Genomic DNA, 23,628 nt, shown 5'->3' with positions numbered 1-23,628 from the left:
GCATCGAATCGAAAACGGGTGTAGGATGAACGCAGTTTGTGTTTGGTTTGATTCCTCGTGTGTTCAGAGATGGAGCGTGGGCTATGGCAAAAGTCTCCCCTGTGACCGGAAAAGCCGGTTACCCCGGCACGGGGTGGTTTATCACCACCCAATATGTCGATGAAAGTTATTTCCAGCAGTTTGGCGCATGGCATACCGGACATGACCTTGCCAAATCGCGGCAGGGTGGCGAACCGATCCATGCCGTTGAAGATGGTGTTGTCAAATGGGCAGAGTTTGCTGGCAACAACGGCTTTGGAAACTTAATTTTGATTCAGCATAAGACGAATTTATTCAGCCGCTATGGGCATCTCGCTGAGATTCGCGTCAGCAAGGGGCAGCAGGTACGGGCAGGGGATGTGATCGGCACGCTGGGCAACACGGGACGTTCCACCGCACCGCATCTCCATTTCGACGTTATGCGGACGAACAATGCCCTTGATTGGCCCAACAAGAACAAAGCCCGCCTGCTGATGGAGTACATCAACCCAACGGATTGGTTCAACGAGACGGTTTCCTTTGAACCCACCGATGGGACACCCATCGGCACGCCCGCTGGAACAGGCATCTTGCCTGAATTTTTGCGGATCATCAGTGCCTCTGGCTTGAATGTCCGCGCCCGCCCAAGCCTGGGCGGAAAAATCCTCCACAGTTTGCCCTTCCGCACAATCATCGAGGTGCGGGCGGGCGCACGGCTGAACGCCGAGGGCTTTATGTGGCGGGAATTGACCAGCGGCGGTTGGATCGCTGAGGCATTCACCGAGATACTCCCCTCTGCGCCCTCCAACACGACACCGAGTCCGATTGTAATTTCACCGCTTCCGCCGCAGCAGCCCACCCCGCCGCAAGTGCCAGTCACCCCACCGGTCACGCCGCCCGCTGCCGCCTTCACCGTGACGGTTGCCCCGCGTGGCGTCCATGCCAGCGCGGGAGGGTGGTCGCCCACCGATCAAGAGATCGATCTGATCCGCCACAACAAACCGGAATCCGTCTTGATCGCCGCCTATGAAGGGGGGCAAGCGCAGTTCGCCATCCCCCGCTTCCGCGATGCCGGAATCAAGCATTTCATCATCCGTGCGGCTCATCACGGGGCGGTGACGGGCAACCCGCAGGATTTTGTGACGCGGACTTTGCCGATCTTGAAGGAATATCAGGCGGCGCTTGGCGGGTCGCCGTTGGTTGTTGCCGTCCATAACGAGCCGAACGTCACCCGCGAGGGCTGGAAAACGGCATGGCAAGATGGGACGACGTTCAGCCGTTGGTATATGCAGGTGCTTCAGGCATACCGCGCCGAACTCCCTAATGTGAAAATCGGCTTTCCGGCGCTCTCCCCTGGCGGCGATGTGCAAAACCTACGGATGGATGAGTTTCGCTTTGCGGCGGGCTGCGTGGAAGCCATTGGCGCAAGTGACTGGGTGGGTGTTCACGCCTATTTCGTGGGCGATGGCAACGATATTGACCTGAAGCCAGATCGTTGGCGGCAGATGGCGCAAGGACGTTCAATCATTATCACGGAGGGCGGTCCCGCCGATGGCATTGTGAACAACGGGACGAAGTTGGCAAATGTCTATCGGCGCTGCGCGGCAGTGGGGCTGCCCGTCATGGCGTGGCTGCTGCAAGGGGCGGGCGAATGGCGCGAGGCGGGGTGGGTAGAAAACAATGTGCGCGTTTAGACCGCCGAGAGTGTGTTGACACTGTAAAACCAGTGAAGGGGCGGGGCTGAAAGGCGTGTCCGCAAAGAGGGCAGCCTAAGAGAATTGTCAACACAACCTAGCTGAGCGTTAGGGGCTTCATGGCGGATTGTTGGATGGAAAAATACTCCCTCGGCTGGTGTCACCGAGGGAGCATGAGGGGAGAACAAATGAGGTTGTTGAGTTAGGCGTTCGCCAGACGTTCCGCCTCGCTCACCAGATCATCGAGCGCCTTGACGCCCTCTGCCCAAAATGCCGGATCGTTCAGATCAACGCCGACCTTCGCCAAAATGCGCTCTGGCGCATCCGACCCGCCCGCCGCCAAAACTTCAAGGTATTTCGGGGCAAAGCTGCTCCCCTCAGACTTGTACTTATTGAACAGCGCCAAGACGAGCAGTTCCCCAAAGGCATAGGCATAGACATATCCGGGTGTGTGGATGAAATGCCCAACATATGCCCACCATGCGCTGTAATCCTCGCGAAGCGTCACACTGCCCTGAAACATCGCCTTCTGGGTGTCCATCCATGCGGCGCTGATTTGTGCCGTCGTCAGTTCGCCTTTTGTCCGTCGTTCGGTATGGATGCGGTCTTCAAAGCGGTTCATGGCGATTTGCCGAAAGACAGTGGCAAAGGAATCTTCGATTTTTCCGGCAAGCATTCCCAAGCGGGCGCGGGGGTCTGTCTCCCGTTGGAGCAGATCGCTAAAGACCACCATCTCGGCAAAAACAGACGCCATTTCCGCCGTCGTCAGCGGAGTATGCGCCCCAAAGTGACCGCGTGGACGCGAGAGGTACATATGAATGCCATGCCCCAACTCGTGCGCTAGGGTCGCCACATCACGGCTCATGCCAGCGAAATTGACGAAAATGTAGGGGTGATGGCTGGCAATGGTCGGCGCGGCATACGCCCCACCGCGCTTGCCCGGCTTGATTGGCGCATGAATCCAGCGATGGTCAAAGAATTCGCTGGCGATGGTTGCCATTTGGGGGTGAAACGTCCCAAAAGCATTCAGAATCAGTTCCCGCGCTCCCTCCCAGGTGTAGGTCGATCCCGATCCGGGCAGCGGCGCGTAGCGATCATAATCAAACAATTCGTCGTAGCCAAGCAGCTTTTTCTTCAGAGTGTAATACCGCGCCACGATGTCATAGCGCGAAGTCACCGCGCTGATCAGCGCCTCTACCGCCCCATCCGGCGCTTCGTTGCTCAGGTTGCGGCTGCTGATCCATGTGGGGAAACTGCGCAGGCGGTCTGTGGACGATTTCTCTTGGAGCAGCGTGTTCATGATGTAGGTGACCGGACGAAGGATTGTCTTTAAGCCCGCCGTCACGGAATCGGCTGCCCGCTGGCGATATGCCCGCTCTGGGTTGTACAGCCCCCGCAGCACCACCGACTGCGGAACGTTCTGCCCCTCAAAATTGTATTCCACAGGGTCAACCGTCTCACCAAAAAAGCGCACCCACGCATCGCGTCCGGTAACGGCTTTTTCAGTGAGGATTTTTTCTTCCGGCTCACTCAGGGTATGGGGGCGGTAAACAAGCAGTTTGGCAAGGGCGTGGTGGTACAGAGCAAGACGGGGATCATTCAGGTCAACCCGCGTTTCGTCGGGGATTGCCTTCCATTCCAAACTGAAAAAGAGCAGGATTTGCGAAATGCGCGACTCCGCCTCGCGGCTGCGTTGGACAAGCGCCCCGTAAGTGGCATTGCTGACATCCGTTGACCAGATCAATTGGGCAAACGACCCAACCCGATCACTGCGTTCTTCAATTTTCGCCAATGCTGCCATTGCCTCGGCAAGCTCTGCGGCTGAAAGCGAGGCAATTTTCCCTCGGTATTGAGCGGCAAACGCCTCGGCGTCTTTTTCGGCGCTCTCAAGGTCACGGCTGATGAGCGGGTCCTCAATGCCGGCGTAGAGGTCGCTTAAGTCCCAAAGGACATTCTCTGCGCCGGTGATTAATTCATTGGTAGGTGCTGTCATTGGTCTTTTGGCTTCATTTCTTCCGATTCGGATAGTAAACGATCAATCAGCGCTTTTAGCTCGGGAAAACCGAAGGGCTTCTCGATGCAATGGGCTTGCAATTTGTCGGCAATTGCCTTTGCGCTAGGGTGGGCAGAGACAACGATCACCGGAACATGTTTAAAGGTGTCGGTGCTGCGAAGGTAGCCAAGCGTTAAATCACCAGAGGCAACGGGCATCATCAGGTCAAGGATGATCAAATCGGGACGGCTTGTCTTTGCCGCTCGGACCCCTTCCAACCCATCCTGGGCGACACTTACCTCATGCCCCATCCGTTGGACAAGCGTCGTCATCATCTCGCGGAGTTCTTCCGTGTCTTCAATAATCAAGATATGAGCCATGAGTTCTCTTGTGCCTCGTGTCCTCGAACGGCTGTGGTAAGCGCTATGGTGAGGTTTGCCCGGCAGTGCGCTCCTTTGCTTTTTCGCGGGCTTCGTTTTCATCCGCGACAAGAATCAGGCGCTCTGTCAATCCAACCATACGGAATAATTTCCGGTTGTGCGAGTTCAGTCCATAGGCATAGACCACCCGCCCGGCTTCAACGGCATCCTCCACCAAACTGATGATCAAGCCGATCCCCGCGCTGTTAAGGTAATCTGTCCCGGCGAAGTTCAGCCCAAGCGCCTTTACTTTAGCAAAAGCGAGCTTGTTGTAGGTTTCGTAGGCGGCTTCACGGGTTTGCGCAGTGACATCCCGCGGAAAATCCATAAAGCCCGTATTTTCTTCGTGACGTAGCCCAACTTCTCCAGTCATTCGCGCTACTCCTTCTTTGTGTCGCTTTTGCCGTCGCCTTCACCGCCCTCGCCACCCTCAGGCTCAAGGTAAATGACCATTCGTACTTGATTGCCGCCTACCGGCAAGCGCGACACTTCAACCTTATCCATCAATTGCTGAATGAAGAACATCCCCCACCCGCGATTGTCTTCACCTGGACGCCCGGGTTTGGGGAACTCGGCGGGCATGGGTGTTAGCCCTTCATCTTTGACGCTAACCTCAAGTTGGTTTGGACCCGCCTCCAAAAGGACGGTGACAGAGGTTGTTTTGTCCTCTTTATTGCCATGTTCAATGGCATTCATGCACACCTCAGCGACAGCCGTTTTAAGGTCTTCGATGCGGTCTTCACTAAAGCCCATTTCCTCGGCAACAGCGGCGGCGGCGTTTCGCGCCACTTTTTCATAGCCAAGCGTACTTGGCAGGAAAATCTCCACTTTGCCATTCACGGGTTCATAGATCGATTGTCCCATAACGCCGCCCACTCCTCTGTGGCATTCCTATGCACACTATATCATCAGACACATTTTCTGAACATTGCAGACGTGTTCTAATATCAATCCCCCATCTTATAAGGGGTTTTCCCAACATGCATTGGTCAGGGAAAAGACGCCTATCAGTTCTTCACACAGCTTGACATAGCAGGGGCGTCGGCTTTCACCTCTGGTTGAGCACCCGCCGCCAACGGTTCCGGCGCTTTTGCCGCGGCGTCATTCGCCCCTGTTTCCAATGTCCCTCCGGCTAATGCCCGCCAAATGTTCTCCAAACGGGTTTTTACCTCTGCGGGAACGGCTGCCTCGGTGTTATGGAAGGGCGCGTAGGTGATCCCGCAGTTTGCCGCCGAAAGCAGTACCGTCCCGGGCGTCATCGTCCCTTTGAGGATGCTCTCCACCGCTGCGTAAACGCCCGTATCAACACCCTTTGAGGCACTGGTCAGGATTTTATCGGCGTTAGAGAGTTTCCCGCCGCCAAAGGTGGTGCGATATTCATCCTGATCAACGCCGATCACATAGGCGCCGCTTGCCGCTGCCCGCACAATCGCCGTCGAACCCGTCAGCCCGCCCGCCCCAAAGAGAACGTCCGCGCCCTCTTTCGTCATCTTATCCGCCTCATCTTGCCCTTGTTTCACGTCAGCAAAACTGGTCGTGTAGACGGAAAGCACTTTTACCGCTGGGTTGACGTATTTCGCGCCATTCGTAAAGCCGTTTACAAAGCGTTCTACCGGCGGAATCTGAATCCCGCCAACAACGCCTACCACGTTCGATGTTGTCATCATGCCCGCCAGCGCGCCGGCAAGAAAGCCACCCTGATCTTCGCGAAATTGCAGCCCAATGAAGTTTTTTAGGTCTTTGTCGGTGGTGTAATCAACCCCAATGAAAAAGACCTTCGGGTTTGCCTCGGCAGCAGCAAGAGTCGCCTCTGTCATTTGGTAGCCAACGGTGATGATGATATTACGCCCTTCGGCAATCATTGCCTCAATGAAGGTGGCATAATCTTTCGCCTCTTGGCTTTGGCGGTAAGCAAAATCAATCCCGAAATCGCGGCTGACCAGTGCGGCACCCTTATGCGCGAGTTCGTTGAACGTCCCATCATTGATCGTCCCCCCTTCGTTTGTTACCAAGCCAAGTTTGTAATCACTGCGGGGGGTGACTGTCGGCTGTGCCGTTGGTTGGGCGGAGGGCTGGCAAGCGCTCAACATAACGGCGCAGACTGTTACCAAAATAACAGCCAGCGTCCGAATCGGTTTAGAGTGTGTATGGCGTGTCATGGCAAGACTTTCTCCCCTTGAATTTCGAGTGCCTTCATAATCACAATTGTTATGTCGTCTTGCGCGTCCAGCCCGTCAAGGTGTTCGCGCACTGCTTTGAGTATGGCGTCCGCCACATCATCCGCCGTTGCTGAAAGGGGCAAATCGTTCAACAACCGCTCGAATTTATCGTAGCCAAAGATTTGGCGCTGGCGGTTTTGCGCTTCGATCACGCCGTCGGTCAGGTAGATAATCATCGCGCCGGGGGAAAGTTTGACCACCTTTGGACTATACGATGCCGTCGATGCTGCCCCTAAGGGGTAGCCGCTCACTTCGATCTCTGCCCAACTGCCCGCACTCCGCACATAGGGGGAGAGCATCCCGCCGCTGGCGATCTCAATGAGTTGGGTGTAGGGATCATAGATGGACAGGATCAGGGCACTGTTCATCCTGTTTTGCTTAAAACGGGGCAGAAGGCGGGTGTTTAACTCGCTCATCAGGTCGGCAGGGGAGGAATTTCGCAAAATTTCATCGCGCAGCGTTGTCATAATGACCGCCATGAGCAGCGCCGCCGGAATGCCTTTCCCACTGACATCGCCCACCGCCAATGAGAAGCGCCCATCGGGGAGGATGAAATACTGGTAGTAGTCACCGCTCACCTGCCGCGCCGGAATCGAACGCACCGCCCATTGGATATCGTCAATCGGGGGGCGATCTTGTGGCAACAAGCTATTTTGAATGGCGCGGGCGGTTTCTAATTCTTGCTGGTATGCCCGCAATTGAAGTTCATGAGCGCGGGCGTTCTGAATGGCAACCCCGGCTTGGTCGGCAAAGGCTTGGGCAACGCCCTGATCATCACGGGTGAACCGATCTATCTCTTGGCTGTTGATGTTCAGGACACCCACCATCTCATCGCGGACTTTTAACGGCACGCCGAGCCATGCCTTGATTGGGCTGCCTGGCAGCGGTGTCCAGCGGGAATCATGGAGCGTATCGTTGATAATCACTGGCTGCGAGGAATCGAGGACGAGTTTCCCCGCCCCAATTTCCTTCAGCGTGAGGTTTTGGCGCTGGTTATCGATCATATCGACACCCGTTTCAGCGACGATCTGGACGCTCTCTTTGTTTTCATTCAAAAGCAGAATGGAGGCGTTGTCGTGGGGTAAAACCGTTTCAAGGTTTTCCAAAATATGACCCAAAACGGTGTTCAATTCAAGACTCGAATTCATCGAACGGGAGAGGTCAAGCAATGTGTTTGCCGTCGAACGGCGGGCTTCCTCTCGGCGGCGGCGGGCAGATTCACGCAGGAGGTATATCCCCACAAGGACGCCGAACAAAACGACAAAGGTAATCACGCCGAGGCTGAACAAGAACAACGAGTTCAACGAGTCTTGAACGACAAGGTTAGCTTCGGTCAACGTCCGGCTGAGGATGAGGACAAGCGAGGCAACACCGCTGCGATCTTCAGTGAAGGCGGTATACACGGGAACAATGATGGAGAGCCGATCTTCCGTCGGAAATTCGCGGATCAACGTGGCATCCGTCACGCTGAGGAACTGCGCTGTCCCACCCGTGAAGGCGGGCAGATCGCGGAAGTCGTAGATGAGCGCCCCAAAGCGGTCAAAAATCCAAATCTGCCCCGATGTCCCAATGTCTGCCGATCCAATGTTCGTGTTCAGGTAAGTATCAAGATCAAGCTCAAAAGCGATCAGTTCGGTGCGATTCAAGCCCGCCACAATGGGCATGACCAATAGATAGGTTGCCCCGTCAATGCCAATCGAACGGCGGGCGAACTGCACGCCCCGCCCCTCAATGAATTTTTCGGCGTCGGCGGGGGTGATTGTCCAGGGCAGGGGGCGATCTGCTTCCACCAAAAGGCTGTACGCTTCGGGGTAGGCGTAACGCGGAACACCATTGGAGTCCATGCGGACGATTGCTTTGAGCGCCCCTTTGTTGCGCTCGCCCACCTCGTTCACAATACGCTGCGCCTCTGCTCGCAACCCTGTCATGGATTGCACTGCCGGGCGCGTCGAAAGGTTGATCAGTTCGTTCGCCAAGCCGTTGAAGTAATTTTCCAAACTCCGGGCGAGTGAGCCTGCCAAAAGGCGCTGCTGTTCGGAATATTGACTTTGGATGGTCTGGGTGATCGTTTGTGCCGGAGCGATGGTGATCACCCCGATCAAGCCCATCAGGATCACAATCGCTCCGATGACGACAAACAGACGCAGCGCTGTCCGCCGATCCGTGAGGATAGCAGTTTTGTATGGGCTGGGGCGCCCTCCGGTGGTGGCGGGTTTCACGGTCATGGGCGAAATTTGCCCCCCTTCGCTTGGTGAGCGGCTTGTTTTTTTGAGTCTCTTTGGGACAGAATTGGGCGGGATTATAACACGCCGATCTGTGCGAGACAGGATCATAAACAGTTTCATTCTCGTTTAGAATCACTGTTTTTTTCGATAGAATCATTGGTTAACATGCCGGTTGCGGCGATAGGATTGGAGATTTAGGTATAGCAATGCCTCCCTTTACGCGCCTTGATGCGTTGGCTTGGATGATCATCGGCGGGGTGGTCGGGGGGCGTGTCGGGCATGTGCTGCTCAATTGGAATTATTTTGAGTCACACCCAGGGGAACGCCTTGCTCTCGATGGAATCGATTGGCATATGGCGCTGGTGGCGGCATTTTTCGTTGGGGCGTTTTGGGCGGGGCGGCGGCGCATCGATTTATCTGCCTTGCTTGAACCCCTGATGCCCGTCTTTTTGCTCATCATTCTGATCGGTTGGGCGGGGTGTCTTTCCGGCTTTTGTGCCTACGGTATGGAGGTGCGCTCCCTTGCTGATCTGCCATCGTTCTTCACCGCAGAAACCCCCGATGTGTTCGGGATCATCGCCCCCCGTTTGAATATTCCGGCGATGGGCATTGCCCTGACCCTAAGCGGGGGGGCGCTCTACGGCGGGTTACGGCTGCTAAAGGTGGGGCGGGGGCTGCGGGTGTGGATACCCCTTGCCCTCATCGCCTTCGGTTTAACCGGACTAGAGATGTTCCGAGGGGACGTTGTTCCCCTGTGGTGGGGCGTCCGTGCCGATGCCGCGCTTAGTTTAGGGCTGGCATTGTCCGCCTCGCTCTGTGCGCTGAGACGCGCCACAACCCCGACGCGAATCCCACAACAGTAGGATCAACCAAACCCTACGCAAATTCAAAAACAGCACCAAACTCGTGTTGACAACCCCCTGAGAACATGGCATTGTACATAATATTGCTACGAGGTTGGATTGTATCTCTATGCCCCATCGATTGCCCTTTTCGCCTATTCTGATTGCCAGCAGCGGCGCACTGCTCGTTCTTGCCGCGCTTATGATGATCCTTGCGCCAGTACGTGCCACTGCCCAAGACGGCAAAACGCCCTTTGCCACCCCCACATTGGGGCAGTGGTGCAGGCATAGCGCCGAATGTGGCGGGGAGGGACTTGTCTGCCAATGCCCGTATTCCCTTCCCAAAGATAAGGGGGGGGCGTTCCAAAGCGGAACGCGGGCGGGCTGGACGTTGGATTGTCCGGTGATGCAGTATGTCTGCATTGATCGCAATCACGTTGGTTATACCTACTATGCGCGGGGGTTCGTGCCAACGTTGGACACCCTGTGGCGTCCGCCAGGCGATTTCGCCGTGATGGATGCCTATTATGGCAAATGGGAAGGGATTCACCCCGACCTCATCGCCCCCCTCACCGCCTTCCTAGATGATCCAGAGGTGCAAACCTACCTCACCGATCAGGGTTTGGTTGTCTTTTTTGCCTCCGCCTATCGCGGCGATGATCGCTGGAGTCAGCACGCCAGTGGACGCGCCGTTGATCTCTACCTCACCCGCCGCGATCATGTCCCCGGCACGCGCCGGCAAATGATCTCCATTGAGCCGCTGCGAGGCTATCTGTTCAAATATGGGTTCATCTTCCCCACCTATTGGGATGGACCGCACTATTACTACCCAGACAATGAGGCACAGTGGCGGGCGGCGGTGGCGCTTGGCGGCGGACCAACGCTCACCCCAACAGGCGCGGCACGCAGCACACAGCCACCCCAAGCGCCTACCTCAGTAGGCGGCTTAGCCTTCCCGCCGACGAATACCCCCCGCCCCTGACGCCGCATGGACAGCGCCGCGATCACTGCTCATGCCCGCGCCTTAGGCTTTAATCTGGTGGGTATCACCCCCGCCCAACCCACCCCCCACCTTAAATCCGAACATCGCAGGTTCGAGGCGGGGTTTTAGGGGACCTAGGGCTACCTCAGCCGCCCGGATCGTCTTGCCCGACGCCGTGATTTAACCGTCATTCTGCCCGAAGTTCGCTCGCTCATCGTCGTCGGGTTCGATTATCACGCTCTCAATATCCCTAAGGCGATTCTGCTTGATCCTTCGCGAGGGCGGATCGCTGCTTATGCGTGGGGTGTTGATTACCACGATGTACTCACCCCTCGCCTTGAGTCCCTTGCCGCATGGGTAGCCGATCAAATTGCCCCCCACCATTACAAAATCTATGTCGATACAGGGGCAATCCTCGAACGAAGTCACGCTCAGCAGGCGGGTCTTGGCTTTATTGGCAAAAACACAATGCTGATTCACCCTCGGCGGGGGAGCTACTTCTTTCTCGGTATGATCCTGACCGATGCCCCAATGGATCGCTATGATGCGCCCCATCGTGAAACGCTGTGCGGCACATGCAACCGCTGCCACACTGCCTGCCCAACGGATGCTTTCCCCAAACCGTATGTTCTTGATGCCCGCCGCTGCATCAGCTACCTCACCATTGAGCATAAGGGCGAGATCGACCCCGCCTTACGCCCGCAGATGGGAAACTGGATCATGGGCTGCGATGTCTGTCAGGACGTGTGTCCCTTCAACCGTTTTGCCCAGCCTACGAACGAGCCTTTTTTTCAACCGCCCTCGGTAGAGCGCGTTGCCCCGCTTTTGCTGGATGTTTTGGCGTTAGATGCGCGTGCCTTTGACAGGCAGTATGGGAAAACCCCTATTGCCCGCCTCGGGCGGGATCGGTTTCTTCGTAATGCGTGCGTGGCGGCGGGCAACTGGGGCGATGAATCTGCCGTCCCTCTCCTACGAGGCTTGCTCCACGATCCCAACCCTCTTTTGCCCCCACATGCGCAATGGGCATTGGAAAGCATTGCCCAAAAGAGAGCGTCTGTGAGATAGGCGCTTCATCTGCTGTTCTGCACCAAACCATGAGCATACATCCATCGCTGCGCTCGTTAGCGTAAACGTAGGGAGAGACGGCAACAAAAGACGAACCAATGAGAGCAGTCCTATGACCATCAGCGATCTGATCCAACCAAATATTGACGCTCCAGAAATCACGCTTTCTACCATTACAGGGGAACAACTGCCCCTAGCAACCTTCAAAGGGCAGAAAAAACTGCTCATCTTTTTTATGCGGTCGTTCAACTGCCCTTCCTGCCGCTTGTTTGTGCGGAAGATGGGCGAAGCCGTAGCTGCCTTTCAGGGGTTGGGTGTCCAATTGATCGTGATCGGACCTGGCTCACGTCAGGAGGCGGAGCGCCTTGTCCGCTCCCTAAGTATCGCCCCGGAGATTATTGTTCTTCACGATAGCAGCGGTGATGCCTATGATGCCTTCTCACTGAATAAGGCGATTCTCTCCCTCGTCCAAAAAAGCGGGTTGTTCCTTGTTGACGAAGCGGGGATCATCCAAAAGGCGATTATTACGCGGGTTGCCCCCCGTTGGGAATCGGGTGAGGCGTTGGAAGACATGAAGCGCGAACTCTCTGCGGTGACGTAGGGTACAATCTGATTTCTTGCGACCTACAGCATTTTCTCAACGAGATTGCCCCCTCAGTGGTTGACAGCCCCGCTTAGCACGATATACTTGGCGATGGGCAGGCGGTGGTGATCAAGGGAAAACAAACGACGCCCGTCCTTCTTGGAAGAAGGCTGGTTGCAGTCCAACCAGTGAGGGTACTGCATGCAATAAACGATAGATAGTGCATCATGCCTGCCACAATCATTGACGGAAAAGCCATTGCCGCCCGCCTTCGGGAGCAGATTAAAACGCGCACGGATGCGCTCTATGCCGCACGCGGGATTCGCCCCGGTCTTGCCGCCGTCCTCGTTGGGGATAACCCTGCCTCGCACACCTATGTCAGTATGAAGCGGCGAGCGTGTGCCGAGGTGGGAATCGATTCCATTGGCATTGACCTACCGAAAGATGCCAGCCAAGCCCAAGTGGAAGATGCCGTGCGCGGCTTGAACGAACGCGCCGACATTCACGGGATACTCGTCCAACTACCACTCCCTAATCATATTGATGAGGAAGCTGTTCTTGCCGCTGTAGGGCTGGCAAAAGATGTGGATGGTTTTCATCCGATGAACATCGGACGTTTGGCGCAAAAAGGACGTGAGCCGCTCTTTGTTCCCGCCACACCCGCTGGTGTGATCCGCCTTTTGGAAGTGACGGGAGTTCCCTTCAGCGGGGCGAATGCGGTTGTTTTAGGGCGCTCAAACATCGTCGGAATGCCCGTTGCACTGCTGCTGACGGGGCGTGATTGTACGGTCACTATCTGCCACAGCCGCACCCGCGATCTGCCCACTGTAACACGCACGGCAGATATTTTGGTGGCGGCGGTGGGGCGTCCGGGGATGGTCAAGGGCAGTTGGATCAAACCCGGCGCGGTAGTCATTGACGTGGGGACAACCAGCGTCCCCGATCCTACCCGAAAAAGCGGATCGCGTATTGCCGGCGATGTCGATTATGAGGAAGCACTTTCTGTGGCGGGGGCGATCACGCCCGTGCCGGGGGGCGTCGGACCGATGACGATTGCCTTATTGCTAGAGAACACCTTGAAGGCGGCAGAACGAGTCTGAATCGAGTAGGGACGTGCTACAGCGCGTCCATCTATCATAAAAAGGCGGGTTGCCCTCCAACCAGTGAGGGTGTGGCAATAGGATATTAGGGGAAAATCGCGCTAATTCCCCCAAACAAACGAACCGCCTGATGTGTGAAGGGGGGGACACACACCGGACGGTTCGTCTGAATGCTGGCACTAACCACAGTGACGCGCACCTCCGAGGTTAACGCACAGCCGCTCACCAGTGGTTACAGGACTCAATCTCATATGTTCTCTACTGGTGAACTAATCTTAAGGGTAATCGCGGTGGTTTAGGTGGGCGTGAACGTGAGGTGAGACTCTAATGAGACCAGATTGGTCATGATCTAATACCTCACCACAGAAATTTCTAAAGAACCCCCCTGCCCCCTTCCCCGTACACAGGGAAAGGGGGCAGGGGGGTTAGGGATTCTGAACCAAAAACCTCAACAGAATCTCGTTCCAAGACATGCCTTAAAGGACGGAGCTGAAAACAGGGAAAGACGAACCCTTGATCTCAGCGAGCAGGCTTCACATGCGCTCTGACAACCTCACCCCCTTCACACACCCCTTTCGATGAATATGGGGTGAACAAACTCACCTACCTAAGGTAAGTTTGCAACTCTCTCTTTGATTGCACGGAATACTTATGTGCTTTTTATAAATCAAATTGATTGATCTATTGACATTTTCAATTTTAATCTTAAAATAATTGATAGGTGGCAGAAAGAGAAAGGGCGTTTATGCATCCGGTCTTAGGCATTTGTCCAGTCTGTGGGGAGACGTTGGCAATCACCCGCCTTCATTGCCGGGCGTGTGACACAACCATTGAAGGGCATTTCTATGCTGGACGGTTGGCACAGCTTAGCCCTGAACAATTGGAGTTTGTTGAAATCTTCCTCGTCTGCGAAGGGAAGATCAAAGCGGTGGAAGAACGGTTGGGGAAATCGTATCCTACCATTCGCAAACTGCTGCGGGAAGTCATTGGGGCGCTTGGCTATGATGTCAGTGAGGAAGAACCCCCTCCCCCCGCCGAGGAAGAACGCAAGCGCGTTCTCGATCAACTTCAGAAGGGCGAGATCACCTATGACGATGCCTTAGCCCTTTTACGTGGCTAAGAAGGCAGATAACCAATACCGTTTTGGAGAGGAAGTCGGATCATGAACCGAGCAGACATTTTAGGGCGCTTAGCGAATGGGGAAATCAACGTTGATGAGGCGACGCGCTTGATCCAAAATGCACAGGGGAGCAGCACAACCGGCATGGATGAACTCCCCCCGAACCAGCCCCCACCCGCCGAAGATGCCCCGCGCCACCATGCCTCAGGTGGCGACGAAAAAGCAAAACGACACGAACCCAATAAAAGACGTTACCTGCGTATTCGGGTGGAAAAGAACGCGCACGAGGTGGTCAAAATTAAAGTGCCACTGGGTATGGTCACGGCGGGGGTACGCTTTGGCGCCCGTTTTTTTCCTGATTTCCCCCACACGGATTGGGATGAGGTCTTGAGGCGGGTTGAGGGGGGAGACTCGGTAACACTGGTTGAAGTAGACGATGACCACGATGGAGATCGTGTCCGCATCTATGTCGAATAGTGAATGGTATCGCAACTGCGGTTGTATAGGAAGGGAGGAGACCCCTCACCATGCATGAGGATAGTTTTGAACACGATTTGCACCCCAATGGGGAAGTGATCATTGAGCGCGTAGAAGGTGATTTGACCATCCAAGGATATGGCGGGTCAACACTCAAAGCAGTGGGCGAGGATGTTCAGATAGAGAGCGACGAGGAGCAGCGCGCCGTCACCCTTCACGGCGAAGGCGATGTAATGCTCATGCTCCCGCCGCACGTCAAGCTTACCATTCGGGCGGTGGAAGGCGAACTCCACTTAACGGGCATGACTGCGCCGGTAAGTGTTCTTGAGGTTGATGGCGATGCGATTATCTCCAATATTGGCGGACCGCTTGTGATCCAAGAGATTGGCAGCGATCTGCGGGTGACGGATGTCGCCGGACCCCTAACGATTCAGTCTGTTGGCTCAGATGCGGTGATTCGTGATATTGCCGGTCCGGTGGTCATTGGCAGTATCGGCTCCGATGCCGTTATTCAGGACATTTCAGGACCCGTCACCATCACCGAGTCCGTCGGCTCGGATTTGAAAATCCGCGATGTTGCCGGTCCCTTGATACTGGCAGATATTGGCTCAGATGCCCAAGTGAAACGCATCATGGGTCCGGTCAACGTTCAAAATGTGGGATCCGATGCCACCTTTCGAGAGATTCAAGGACCACTCCAGATCACCGCTGTCGGCTCCGATTGTGTCATTATCGATAGCAACGGACCCCTCCAGATCGGTGAGGTTGGGTCGGAACTGGTTATTGACATGGCGCTGGACGAAATGACCCCCTACCATGTCGGTTCGGTGGGCAGCGATGTTCTAGCAAAAATCCGGGGCGGAACACGGGCGCGGTTCATCATTCCGAGTGAAACAGAGAAAAGCGTGAGAGTGCCAGGGGCAAAGGTCATCATGAGCAACGGGCAAATGACCATCACGCTTGGCAACGCTGAGACAAACGGCGTTGGCTTCCAGATTGAGGAGATCGGCGGGGAGTTTCAATTGGTGCAAGGGCGTTCCTTCGGACCCGAATTCGATTTTGACTTTGAAGGGATGATCCCAGACAATCTGGAGGAGATGATCTCGGAACAGATCAAAGCGCAGATGGCGCGGGTTCAGGAAACAATGTCTCGTCAAGCAGATCGGATGCGCGAGCATGGCGAACGACTCCGTGAGCATGGCGAGCGAATCCGCGAACGGGCAGAGCGCCGAACCGAGCGAGAAAAGGAAAAACCAAAGCGCCGGGGATTCTCCTTTGGCTTTGGTGTACCACCCGCAGCACCGGCACCGCCTGCACCTCCTGCGCCGCCGCGCCGCCCGGTGGAGCCCGTTTCTGACCAAGAGCGCTTGGCTATCTTGCGCATGGTGGAGAGCAAACAGATCACAGTGGAAGAAGCCGAACGCCTCCTTGCCGCCTTGGAGGGACGGCTGTAGGGAGGAGTGTTGCCTGTGGCAGCGTCTATCGTTGGTGAGGGAAGGGAAAGCAGCGAATTCACCGGGATGCGCCACGTCAATTTGCGGCGCGATCTCGGTGCGGTGGCAGAGTTGATCGAACTGTGTTTTGGGGCGACGATGGACGAGGCAGGGCGTGCTGCCGTCCGCGAAATGAGGATGATCAGTCAATCCGGTCCCCTTCTGTGGCTCTTGGCAGGCGTAGATCGGATGGCGGGGGGGTTGGAACAAGGCTTTGTCTACCTAGATCGTGGTGTGTTGGTCGGCAATGTCTCTGTTTCCAAAGCAGCCCTTCCCCGCAGCATGGGAAAGGGGCATATTGTGGCGAATGTTGCCACACACCCTGATTATCGCCGGCAGGGAATTGCTGAAACGCTTATGAAAGCCTCGCTTGAGCTTATCGGCAAACTGAAAGGGCATTACGCCATTCTTCAGGTGGATGCCGAAAACGGCGCTGCCCGAAGGCTTTACGAACGGCTTGGTTTCTCTGTCAAACGGACATTCATCCGCTGGCAGCGCCCAAATCGCTTTCGTCCCCCTCTTAAATTGATGGAGATGCCCGATATTACCCTTCGCGGGCGCGGGGATTGGCAAGCCGAGTATGCCATTGCAGAGCGTGTCCGTCCCAACGAGCGCGGCGGGATGGGCTGGTTACAACCAACCCTCCCAGAGGTGTTTCGCCCGTCGTTGGGAAATGTCTTGGGGCGTTATCTTGCCGGAAAGGGTGAGGAACACTGGATCATCCGTGAACCAACGGGGCGCGGTGTGGCTGCCTCCTTGTCTTGCCTAACATCCTTTGGCGGTGCGGCAAAATTGACTTTGATTGTCCATCCTAGCTATCAAGGACAGTACGAAGCACCGCTGGTGAACTATGCCCTCCGACGCCTAGAGGGATACCGCGCCCCAATTAACATCGAACATCCGGCGGATGACGTAGTGACCACCGCGCTCTTGGACGATCTTGGCTTTGAGCGCCGCCAAACATGGCTGCAAATGCGCTGGGAGATGCCTGTACAGGAAGGAAGATATGATGACCACCGCTGAAGAACGGATGAAAATCCTCGATATGATCCGTGATGGGAAGATCAGCCCCGATGAAGGATCACGCCTGCTCCAAGCCTTGAACGTTGGGGCGAAGAAAGCAGAAGACAAAGATCGAGGGCGCGATCCACGTTGGTTGCGTGTGCGCGTCACGAATAAAGCAACGAACAAAACGAAAGTGAATGTGAGCGTTCCGATGAGTCTTGTCAATGTTGGGATCAAGCTAGGAGCGCGGTTCATTCCCACCGATAGCGAGGTCGATTTTACACGGGCGCTAGAGGCGATCCGCAGCGGGCAAACCGGCAAAATCTTTGAATATGACGACCACGATGATGCTGAACGGGTTGAAGTGTGGGTGGAATGATTGAACTCCACTCACGCTGAGGGCTTGCTCTGGCTATCGGGCGGCAAGGGGGCAGAGGGCAAGATGGAGGCACGCATCGACGGTGTGCTTATGCTCTCATCGGTTGACCATTCGTCGTTGAGCGCTCCGGCGGGACGGGTTGCCTCCAAACCACCGAGCGCACGGGCGATCATACCCACCAATGCTGGGCGCACCCACACAACGGAATCGATTTGGACTGCCACCGCCCCCGCTGCCAAAAAATCACGGGCATCATCAGCGCTGTGGATACCCCCTGCCCCAATGATGGGTATCTGCATTTGGGCAGCAATTTGCCCTGTTGCCCGCAGTGTTTGCGCTTTCACGGTGGGTCCATACAGACGCCCTCCAATAAAGCGCCCACTGAGTGGATCGCGGGCTGTTCCGCGTGGGGGTGCAGCAGCGACTAGGGCATTTGCGCCACCCTCTGCCGCCGCAATCGCCACCTGAATCCCTCCCCCAAGTGGGAGTTGAACCAAAATGGGGACTTGTGTTTTCGTCCGCGCCGCCGTTACCAAGCGACGTACTTCTTGTGGGGTAGCGCTGTCGGGCAAGCCTAACTCAATACCCCCCACTGCCTCCTGACGGTCTAAGAACGTGGCACATTCGGCTATCTCGTCCGGGGTTGTTCCAATCAGGTGGACGATCACGGGAACGGGGCTGCTTTTCCACCGCGCCCCATACTGGCGTTGCGCTTTGTAAATGCCTGGGTTCGGCAGTCCAGTATGAACGAGAATACCACTATCTAGAGGAATGATCCGTGTGCCATGCGCCGCACGGCGGGCATTCAGCGAAATCGGGTTGGTAACCACCGCCCCAAGCAAATCGAGATCGACCAAGTGGGCATATTCTCCCCCAAACCCGAACGCCCCTGACCCACCAATGAGCGGGCTTGCCAGTTCGAGGGTTAGTTTTCCTGAGGAAATGCTGATTGTCATTGGTTTTCTCACCCCTCCAACCGGACATCGGTCAGATCAAAGGCAGGACCATCAACACATGCCAGCGCCTCGCGCCCGCCCTTCAAACCGACCAAACAGGCTTGGCACGCCCCCACCCCACACGGCATGGCGTGATGAAAAACGCCATAAAGGTAGTCTGCTGCGGGTTCAATCCGAATACGTTTCACATGATCAAAAAGGCGTGTGTAGGCGGGGAGATCGTAAACGGGTGGGGCAACGGCAATGATCTGTTCTGCCCAGGTGATCATCCGATCTCGCTCTGTCCAGCGCACATCATCAGCAGCACGAATGATTTCGATCTCCGGCGGTAGCGCCTCGACGGGGTAGGCTGCCGCCCGCCCGATGAGCGCCAGCGCCACCGCCCCGCCACGTTCAATGACCTGCGCTGCCGCCATAAGCAAGGCAGCGGGTGTTGTTTCGTAGGCAATCAACAACAGCGCCCGCACGGTATCCCCGATGGGCAGCGCTTTGCCAACCGGACCCAACAGGCTGACGATTTGCCCGGGCGCATAAAGGTGATGGGTAGGACGTTCAATAATCAGGGTGCCGTTTGAGCCACGCCCAATAGGCAGCCATGGCGTCCGCAGATAGGGATCGAAGGAATCCGTCAGACGGGCAAGCAAAAGCTGCCCTGCACCGATCAACCGATGGGTTTTATCGGTGGCAACTTCTAACCGCTGGAGGGTAGGGGCGATACGCCGCACCCGTTCAATGATGGCTTGCGCTTCGTTCATGATCAAAGAATCTGAGGAAGCGGCGCGGCGGGGGCGGTGGGGAACTGCTCACTTAGCTGAATTTCGCCTAGCATTCGTTCTGCCTCAAACAGAAAGCCGCTCCCTTTTGCCCGAACGGTATTGCGTGCCGTCAGCCGCCGCATGTGCATCCCCATTTGACGGAGGGCAAGGGCAAGGTGCAGCCGCCGCGCCCGGACACGCCCCGTAGCGATTGCCCTATCTAGCGCATCTTGCACATCGCTCTCACGGTTCTTCTCGCGCTCAAGGATGATCCCTAACAACAGGTAAAGCGGCGAGAGCATCCGTAAATCGCCGCTATCGCCAATGCCCCCTAACCCGGTGTAACAGTGTTTCAAGGCATCCTCGGTGTTTCCCTCTAGAACAGCAATATCGGCTTTGATGACAGCAAGTTCGGGGCGAAACCAGTGTGCTTTTTGCTCGTTCATGAGCGCCTCGGCTTGTTGAATAATCTCCCGTGTGCGGCGCAGTTCGTTCTGATGCACCATACACGCCGCTTGGGTGAGCAGATTTTCGATAATCACCGTTTGGGGGACGCGCCCTCGGAGTACCTGTACAGCAACGGTGAGATATTCAGTTGTCTTGGAAAACTGCCTTAGATCGGAGGCATATTCACGGGCATAGGCTTGGCGGCGAAATGCCTCCCCAATGCTATCTCCGCTGGCGGCGAAGGCTTGTTCGGCTTCTTCAAAATAATTTGCCCCCCGTTGATACTGCCCTTGAAAACAGGCGGCTGCGCCACCCACACAAGCAAGGTAACCACCAAGCGCCGTCTCCTTTGCCGCCTCTGCCGCCCGCAGCGCTGTTTCTACGGCTGCCAGCGCCCCTGCCGCCTCGCCCAGTGCGTAAAGAACACCTGCTAATCGTCCTGATTCGGTGGCAATCTCAAAGGGGGTGGTGATCGTTGTCAGCCGTTCGCTGAGGTCGGCACGAATGGCTTCCAATTTGGAGAGTGTCAGCCCTGTTTGATAGGTGTATTCGATGGGGGGAGGCAGCGCCGTCAACGGTGGGGTATTAATCGTCGTCATCTCAGGCTGCCTCCCGCCGGAACACGCCGACGATATGAACAGGTGGGGTAAACTGGGCGAGGGCGTGGCTCACCCGATAGAGAAACGGTGTGAAGGCAAGGTAGGATGGGTCGGCAATGAAGAAAAGACGTTCACACTGCAAGCCCGCCCGCCCCGCCCAATGCTGGAGAGCGCTTTTAGTGTTTGCCCGATACCGGACGGGGAAGGTGTCTGCCTCTGCCCGCCCATAGAGACGTGGAACGAGGATGGTTTGGAACGGGCGAAACAGGCGATTCAAGAGCGCTACAAGGCTGCGGGCATTGGGGGTTAGGAAGATGAACAAGCCGCCGGGGGTAAGCGTCCGGCGAATGGTGTTCAAGGTGCGCAAGGGATCGTCAAGATGTTCAAGCACCCAACTGGCGAGAATCATATCAAAACTTTCTGGAGCAAAGGGAAGGGCATCACTAAGGGCGGCAGCACGCGGCAATGTCGCAAGACGGTGTTCCCGTAGGCTGGCAAGGTCAGGGTCAACCCCCACTGGATAATCGACAAGCTCACCAAGCTGCTCCAAGACGCCCCCACGCCCGCAGCCAACATCCAAAACGCGCAGCCCCGGACGGAGATGATCGCGGATAACCGTTTCATAACGTTCGGTGGCGGGTCGCCAACCGGGAGTGCGGGCGCGGTACAATTCGCGGTAATGGTCTTGCTTTTCAAGAGAAAGTGCCATGATCGATGCGTTTCGCTGGTGATTCTCAATGCATCTCAGTGAATCTCAATAAACACCTGTGATTATGCTGCAATCGGCTTTCTAGCGCAATGGCTTTGCCTTGTCCTAATTCGTCAGCGGCAGTCCAATCACACGCTAAAGACTGCCCAACAAAGAGGACTCGCCATGAAGATTGTCCTTCTGAGTGATCGTATTCCCCCCGAACACGCCGGCGGCGGCGAGCGCGTGGCGTGGACTCTGGCGGGTGGGCTGCGCGATGCAGGTGAATCGGTTCATGTAATCGCGGCGACACAAGGGGCGGCTTTTCGGGCTGAACGAGAGGGAATTCCCACCTATCACCTCCATTCGGCTTACCCCGCACGTTGGCAGGCATGGCGGATGGTGCGTAATCCCCTGATTCTTCGCCCATTGCGAAAGCTTCTCCACGAGATTCAGCCCGATGTGCTGAATGCCCATGTGATCCACAATCATCTTTCCTATGCAGCGTTGACCCTCGCCGCCGAGATGGGTATCCCTGTCGTCTTTACCGCCCATGATGTGATGCCCTTTGCCTATGGCAAGCTCACCCATTTTGTGACGCCCGACGTATGCGCCGAACGCCCGCTAACCCCAAAGGCGTACCGTTTGCCGCCTCTCTACAATCTGCGGCGAATGCGCGGACGCTATAACCCTTTACGAACAAGGCGTGTCCGGCGGATTTTAGAGCGCGACGTGCAAGCGCGAATTGCCGTTAGCAAGGCGATGAGCAGCGCGTTGGCAGTCAATGGGTTTCCTCCCTTTGAAGTCGTTTACAGCGGGATTGATCCGGCAGCATTCACCCCCGACCCGGCACGGGTGGAGGGGCTGCGGGCGCAGTTCGGCTTGGGGGGGCGGCGTGTGATCCTCTTTGGCGGGCGGTTAAGCCGTGAAAAAGGAGTCGCTCCCCTTCTCGCCGCGCTAGACATTGTGGCGGCACGTGTCCCGAATGTCACCTTGCTTGTCCTCTCCAATGCGCCGCTGCCCGCTGTTGCGCCGACCCTGAAGGCGCACCTGTTAAGGGGCGGATGGTTGGGCGGGGCGGATTTAGCCGCCGGCTACGGCATGGCGGATGTCACGGTAATGCCTTCCATTTGTTTCGAGAGTGCGGGGATGATGGCGTTGGAGAGCATGGCAGCGGGGACGCCCGTTGTCGGCTCCTGTTTTGGCGGTGTGCCGGAAATCGTGGGGGATGGCGAGACGGGCTTCACGGTAAATCCGCTTCGCGTAGATGATTTGGCAGGGGCGCTCATCCGCCTGCTGATAGACGATGATCTTCGGGCGCAGATGGGCGCAGCGGGGCAGCAGCGGGTGGCAGAGCAGTTTCTGCTGAAGGATATGGTACACGCCATACAAAACGTCTTTGCAAGAGTCGTGGGGACAAACACCCGAACGTCACGCTAAGGGGTATACCGTTCTGTGGCAGATCAAACGAGATTCGCCTTTTCCCGCATAAACGCCGTCAACTGCTCCCGAAAAACAGTGCGATCAAAACGGCGGGCGTGGGTGCGGCACGTTTCGGAATCATAGGCGGAGGGGATGAAGTGCTGAATCGCCCCCATGAGCGATTCAACCGTAGTTTCAGTGAAAAACGCCCCCGTTTCTCCGGGGATCACCGTATCCAACGTCCCGCCGCCGCGATAGGCGATCACTGGGCGTCCGGCGGCGTTTGCCTGCACAGGGGTGATCCCAAAATCTTCCAAACCGGGAAAGAGGAACGCCTTGCAGCCCGCCATGAGCGCGGGAAGGTCGGCATCCGGCACATAGCCCAAAAATTCCACTGTTGGTCCCGCCATTGCCGCCAACCGTTCCTGATCGCGCCCCCGTCCAGCAACCAACAAGCGCACCCCCAAACGGCTGCACGCCTCCACAGCGAGATCGATGCGTTTGTAGGGAATCAGACGAGAGACGACGAGGAAATAATCGCCCGTTCCCTCGGCGTTCGCGCTGGCGAACCGTTCCGTATCCACCGGCGGAAAAAGGATCGTAGAGGAGCGCCCATAGTAGCGCTGGATGCGCTCTTGAATCTCAGTCGAAATGGCGAGGAAGTGCGTCACCCGCTGCGCCGCCGCGTAATCCCAACGGCGTAGGGCGCGGATGATGGGGCGCAAAAGCGCCCGCGTCGCCTTCCCCAACTGCTCCCGTTCGACATAGGCATCAAACTGCCAGACATAGCGTGTGGGGGCAAGACAGTAGCACACATGAACCGTATTTTTGCCGCCGCGCACCCCATGACAAAACCCACTCTTATTGCTGAGGATCACTTCATAATCGTGCAGGTGTAAGCCGCCAAACGCCAGTGGGTAGAGCGGCAAATACCGTTGATGATGGGCATAGATGCCGGGGAGACGATCCATCCACAGCGTTTTGATCGTCCATTCGCGCCATGCAGAGGGCATTCGCTGCCGATCATACAGGCTTGTATAGACCGGGGCGTTGGGGTACATGCTCACCAATTCGGTCAGCACATCTTCCGCACCGCCAACTTGATTCAACCAATCATGGACAAGGACGAGTCGGGGCATAAGGGTTG

The 23,628-nt window shown here is 56.4% G+C and carries 23 protein-coding genes; 12 read left to right on the top strand and 11 right to left on the bottom strand.

Features of this window, described 5'->3' with window-relative positions; translation table 11 throughout:
- The first annotated feature begins 83 nt into the window (after nt 1–83).
- A complete protein-coding gene (locus HS103_14440) occupies nt 84–1,712 on the top strand; it encodes a M23 family metallopeptidase (protein MBE7513998.1) in 1,629 nt (542 codons plus the stop codon).
- Nucleotides 1,713–1,914: 202 nt separating this feature from the next.
- Here the strand turns inward: HS103_14440 and HS103_14435 are convergent, their stop codons facing one another.
- From HS103_14435 to HS103_14410, 6 genes are all read right to left on the bottom strand, one after another.
- Nucleotides 1,915–3,705 (bottom strand): M3 family oligoendopeptidase, encoded by a 1,791-nt coding sequence (locus tag HS103_14435; protein ID MBE7513997.1) that lies wholly within the window; start codon nt 3,703–3,705, stop codon nt 1,915–1,917.
- Nucleotides 3,702–4,085: a response regulator transcription factor gene (locus HS103_14430; GenBank protein ID MBE7513996.1), complete on the bottom strand. Its 384-nt coding sequence runs from the start codon at nt 4,083–4,085 to the stop codon at nt 3,702–3,704. The genes HS103_14435 and HS103_14430 overlap by 4 nt, the downstream gene beginning before the upstream one ends.
- Before the next feature lie 43 nt (nt 4,086–4,128).
- A complete protein-coding gene (locus HS103_14425; GenBank protein MBE7513995.1) occupies nt 4,129–4,497 on the bottom strand; it encodes an STAS domain-containing protein in 369 nt (122 codons plus the stop codon).
- A gap of 5 nt (nt 4,498–4,502) precedes the next feature.
- Nucleotides 4,503–4,988, bottom strand: a complete 486-nt coding sequence (locus HS103_14420) for an ATP-binding protein (GenBank protein ID MBE7513994.1) — start codon at nt 4,986–4,988, stop codon at nt 4,503–4,505.
- A 143-nt stretch (nt 4,989–5,131) separates the two neighbouring features.
- The gene (locus HS103_14415) at nt 5,132–6,283 is read right to left on the bottom strand and encodes a BMP family ABC transporter substrate-binding protein (protein MBE7513993.1); all 1,152 of its coding nucleotides are present in this window, start codon (nt 6,281–6,283) and stop codon (nt 5,132–5,134) included.
- Entirely contained in the window at nt 6,280–8,568 is a 2,289-nt protein-coding gene (locus HS103_14410; protein MBE7513992.1) for a SpoIIE family protein phosphatase, read from the bottom strand. The genes HS103_14415 and HS103_14410 overlap by 4 nt, the downstream gene beginning before the upstream one ends.
- Nucleotides 8,569–8,774: 206 nt before the next feature.
- Here HS103_14410 and HS103_14405 point away from each other — a divergent pair, with 206 nt between their 5' ends.
- The 10 genes from HS103_14405 (at nt 8,775) to HS103_14360 (ending at nt 17,614) form a co-directional block, all read left to right on the top strand.
- Nucleotides 8,775–9,431 carry a prolipoprotein diacylglyceryl transferase gene (locus HS103_14405; protein MBE7513991.1) on the top strand — a complete coding sequence of 219 codons (657 nt, stop codon included), beginning with the start codon at nt 8,775–8,777 and terminating at the stop codon, nt 9,429–9,431.
- 109 nt (nt 9,432–9,540) lie between these two features.
- On the top strand, nt 9,541–10,392 hold the full coding sequence (locus HS103_14400; GenBank protein ID MBE7513990.1) for a hypothetical protein: 852 nt from the start codon (nt 9,541–9,543) through the stop codon (nt 10,390–10,392).
- Nucleotides 10,393–10,581: 189 nt separating this feature from the next.
- Nucleotides 10,582–11,457 (top strand): tRNA epoxyqueuosine(34) reductase QueG, encoded by an 876-nt coding sequence (queG, locus tag HS103_14395; protein ID MBE7513989.1) that lies wholly within the window; start codon nt 10,582–10,584, stop codon nt 11,455–11,457.
- A 112-nt stretch (nt 11,458–11,569) separates the two neighbouring features.
- Nucleotides 11,570–12,058: a redoxin domain-containing protein gene (locus tag HS103_14390; GenBank protein ID MBE7513988.1), complete on the top strand. Its 489-nt coding sequence runs from the start codon at nt 11,570–11,572 to the stop codon at nt 12,056–12,058.
- Nucleotides 12,059–12,267: 209 nt separating this feature from the next.
- Entirely contained in the window at nt 12,268–13,140 is an 873-nt protein-coding gene (locus tag HS103_14385) for a bifunctional 5,10-methylenetetrahydrofolate dehydrogenase/5,10-methenyltetrahydrofolate cyclohydrolase (protein ID MBE7513987.1), read from the top strand.
- Nucleotides 13,141–13,885: 745 nt separating this feature from the next.
- Nucleotides 13,886–14,260, top strand: coding sequence for a DUF2089 domain-containing protein (locus HS103_14380; protein ID MBE7513986.1), 375 nt, complete (start codon nt 13,886–13,888; stop codon nt 14,258–14,260).
- 42 nt (nt 14,261–14,302) lie between these two features.
- Nucleotides 14,303–14,737, top strand: a complete 435-nt coding sequence (locus HS103_14375) for a hypothetical protein (protein MBE7513985.1) — start codon at nt 14,303–14,305, stop codon at nt 14,735–14,737.
- 50 nt (nt 14,738–14,787) lie between these two features.
- A complete protein-coding gene (locus HS103_14370) occupies nt 14,788–16,191 on the top strand; it encodes a hypothetical protein (GenBank protein ID MBE7513984.1) in 1,404 nt (467 codons plus the stop codon).
- Between the two features lie 15 nt (nt 16,192–16,206).
- Nucleotides 16,207–17,253 carry a GNAT family N-acetyltransferase gene (locus HS103_14365; protein MBE7513983.1) on the top strand — a complete coding sequence of 349 codons (1,047 nt, stop codon included), beginning with the start codon at nt 16,207–16,209 and terminating at the stop codon, nt 17,251–17,253.
- Nucleotides 17,237–17,614 carry a hypothetical protein gene (locus HS103_14360; protein MBE7513982.1) on the top strand — a complete coding sequence of 126 codons (378 nt, stop codon included), beginning with the start codon at nt 17,237–17,239 and terminating at the stop codon, nt 17,612–17,614. The genes HS103_14365 and HS103_14360 overlap by 17 nt, the downstream gene beginning before the upstream one ends.
- Nucleotides 17,615–17,625: 11 nt before the next feature.
- Here HS103_14360 and HS103_14355 read toward each other — a convergent pair whose 3' ends face one another.
- From HS103_14355 to HS103_14340, 4 genes are read right to left on the bottom strand one after another with little or no spacing between them, the layout of a single operon-like run.
- Nucleotides 17,626–18,570: a hypothetical protein gene (locus HS103_14355; protein ID MBE7513981.1), complete on the bottom strand. Its 945-nt coding sequence runs from the start codon at nt 18,568–18,570 to the stop codon at nt 17,626–17,628.
- A gap of 8 nt (nt 18,571–18,578) precedes the next feature.
- Nucleotides 18,579–19,325, bottom strand: a complete 747-nt coding sequence (locus tag HS103_14350) for a hypothetical protein (protein ID MBE7513980.1) — start codon at nt 19,323–19,325, stop codon at nt 18,579–18,581.
- A 2-nt stretch (nt 19,326–19,327) separates the two neighbouring features.
- Nucleotides 19,328–20,371 carry a hypothetical protein gene (locus HS103_14345; GenBank protein MBE7513979.1) on the bottom strand — a complete coding sequence of 348 codons (1,044 nt, stop codon included), beginning with the start codon at nt 20,369–20,371 and terminating at the stop codon, nt 19,328–19,330.
- A 1-nt stretch (nt 20,372) separates the two neighbouring features.
- Nucleotides 20,373–21,080, bottom strand: coding sequence for a class I SAM-dependent methyltransferase (locus HS103_14340; GenBank protein ID MBE7513978.1), 708 nt, complete (start codon nt 21,078–21,080; stop codon nt 20,373–20,375).
- Between the two features lie 165 nt (nt 21,081–21,245).
- On the opposite strand from HS103_14340, the gene HS103_14335 reads away from it, so the two are divergent.
- Nucleotides 21,246–22,499, top strand: coding sequence for a glycosyltransferase family 4 protein (locus HS103_14335; protein ID MBE7513977.1), 1,254 nt, complete (start codon nt 21,246–21,248; stop codon nt 22,497–22,499).
- A gap of 23 nt (nt 22,500–22,522) precedes the next feature.
- On the opposite strand, the gene HS103_14330 is transcribed toward HS103_14335, so the two are convergent.
- Entirely contained in the window at nt 22,523–23,620 is a 1,098-nt protein-coding gene (locus tag HS103_14330) for a glycosyltransferase (protein ID MBE7513976.1), read from the bottom strand.
- Nucleotides 23,621–23,628: the final 8 nt, after the last annotated feature.

It is taken from the genome of Anaerolineales bacterium, from assembly GCA_015075625.1.
Taxonomy (GTDB): domain Bacteria; phylum Chloroflexota; class Anaerolineae; order Aggregatilineales; family UBA2796; genus UBA2796.
Note: the sequence above shows the minus strand (reverse complement) of the source record. Positions and strands in the feature narration are given on the sequence as shown.

Bases quoted from the DNA above. Each gene is read 5' to 3' on its own strand.
- HS103_14440 (MBE7513998.1), top strand. From the start codon at position 84: ATGGCAAAAGTCTCCCCTGTGACCGGAAAAGCCGGTTACCCCGGCACG.
- HS103_14435 (MBE7513997.1), bottom strand. From the start codon at position 3,705: ATGACAGCACCTACCAATGAATTAATCACCGGCGCAGAGAATGTCCTT.
- HS103_14430 (MBE7513996.1), bottom strand. From the start codon at position 4,085: ATGGCTCATATCTTGATTATTGAAGACACGGAAGAACTCCGCGAGATG.
- HS103_14425 (MBE7513995.1), bottom strand. From the start codon at position 4,497: ATGACTGGAGAAGTTGGGCTACGTCACGAAGAAAATACGGGCTTTATG.
- HS103_14420 (MBE7513994.1), bottom strand. From the start codon at position 4,988: ATGGGACAATCGATCTATGAACCCGTGAATGGCAAAGTGGAGATTTTC.
- HS103_14415 (MBE7513993.1), bottom strand. From the start codon at position 6,283: ATGACACGCCATACACACTCTAAACCGATTCGGACGCTGGCTGTTATT.
- HS103_14410 (MBE7513992.1), bottom strand. From the start codon at position 8,568: ATGACCGTGAAACCCGCCACCACCGGAGGGCGCCCCAGCCCATACAAA.
- HS103_14405 (MBE7513991.1), top strand. From the start codon at position 8,775: ATGCCTCCCTTTACGCGCCTTGATGCGTTGGCTTGGATGATCATCGGC.
- HS103_14400 (MBE7513990.1), top strand. From the start codon at position 9,541: ATGCCCCATCGATTGCCCTTTTCGCCTATTCTGATTGCCAGCAGCGGC.
- HS103_14390 (MBE7513988.1), top strand. From the start codon at position 11,570: ATGACCATCAGCGATCTGATCCAACCAAATATTGACGCTCCAGAAATC.
- HS103_14385 (MBE7513987.1), top strand. From the start codon at position 12,268: ATGCCTGCCACAATCATTGACGGAAAAGCCATTGCCGCCCGCCTTCGG.
- HS103_14380 (MBE7513986.1), top strand. From the start codon at position 13,886: ATGCATCCGGTCTTAGGCATTTGTCCAGTCTGTGGGGAGACGTTGGCA.
- HS103_14375 (MBE7513985.1), top strand. From the start codon at position 14,303: ATGAACCGAGCAGACATTTTAGGGCGCTTAGCGAATGGGGAAATCAAC.
- HS103_14370 (MBE7513984.1), top strand. From the start codon at position 14,788: ATGCATGAGGATAGTTTTGAACACGATTTGCACCCCAATGGGGAAGTG.
- HS103_14360 (MBE7513982.1), top strand. From the start codon at position 17,237: ATGATGACCACCGCTGAAGAACGGATGAAAATCCTCGATATGATCCGT.
- HS103_14355 (MBE7513981.1), bottom strand. From the start codon at position 18,570: ATGACAATCAGCATTTCCTCAGGAAAACTAACCCTCGAACTGGCAAGC.
- HS103_14350 (MBE7513980.1), bottom strand. From the start codon at position 19,325: ATGAACGAAGCGCAAGCCATCATTGAACGGGTGCGGCGTATCGCCCCT.
- HS103_14345 (MBE7513979.1), bottom strand. From the start codon at position 20,371: ATGACGACGATTAATACCCCACCGTTGACGGCGCTGCCTCCCCCCATC.
- HS103_14340 (MBE7513978.1), bottom strand. From the start codon at position 21,080: ATGGCACTTTCTCTTGAAAAGCAAGACCATTACCGCGAATTGTACCGC.
- HS103_14335 (MBE7513977.1), top strand. From the start codon at position 21,246: ATGAAGATTGTCCTTCTGAGTGATCGTATTCCCCCCGAACACGCCGGC.
- HS103_14330 (MBE7513976.1), bottom strand. From the start codon at position 23,620: ATGCCCCGACTCGTCCTTGTCCATGATTGGTTGAATCAAGTTGGCGGT.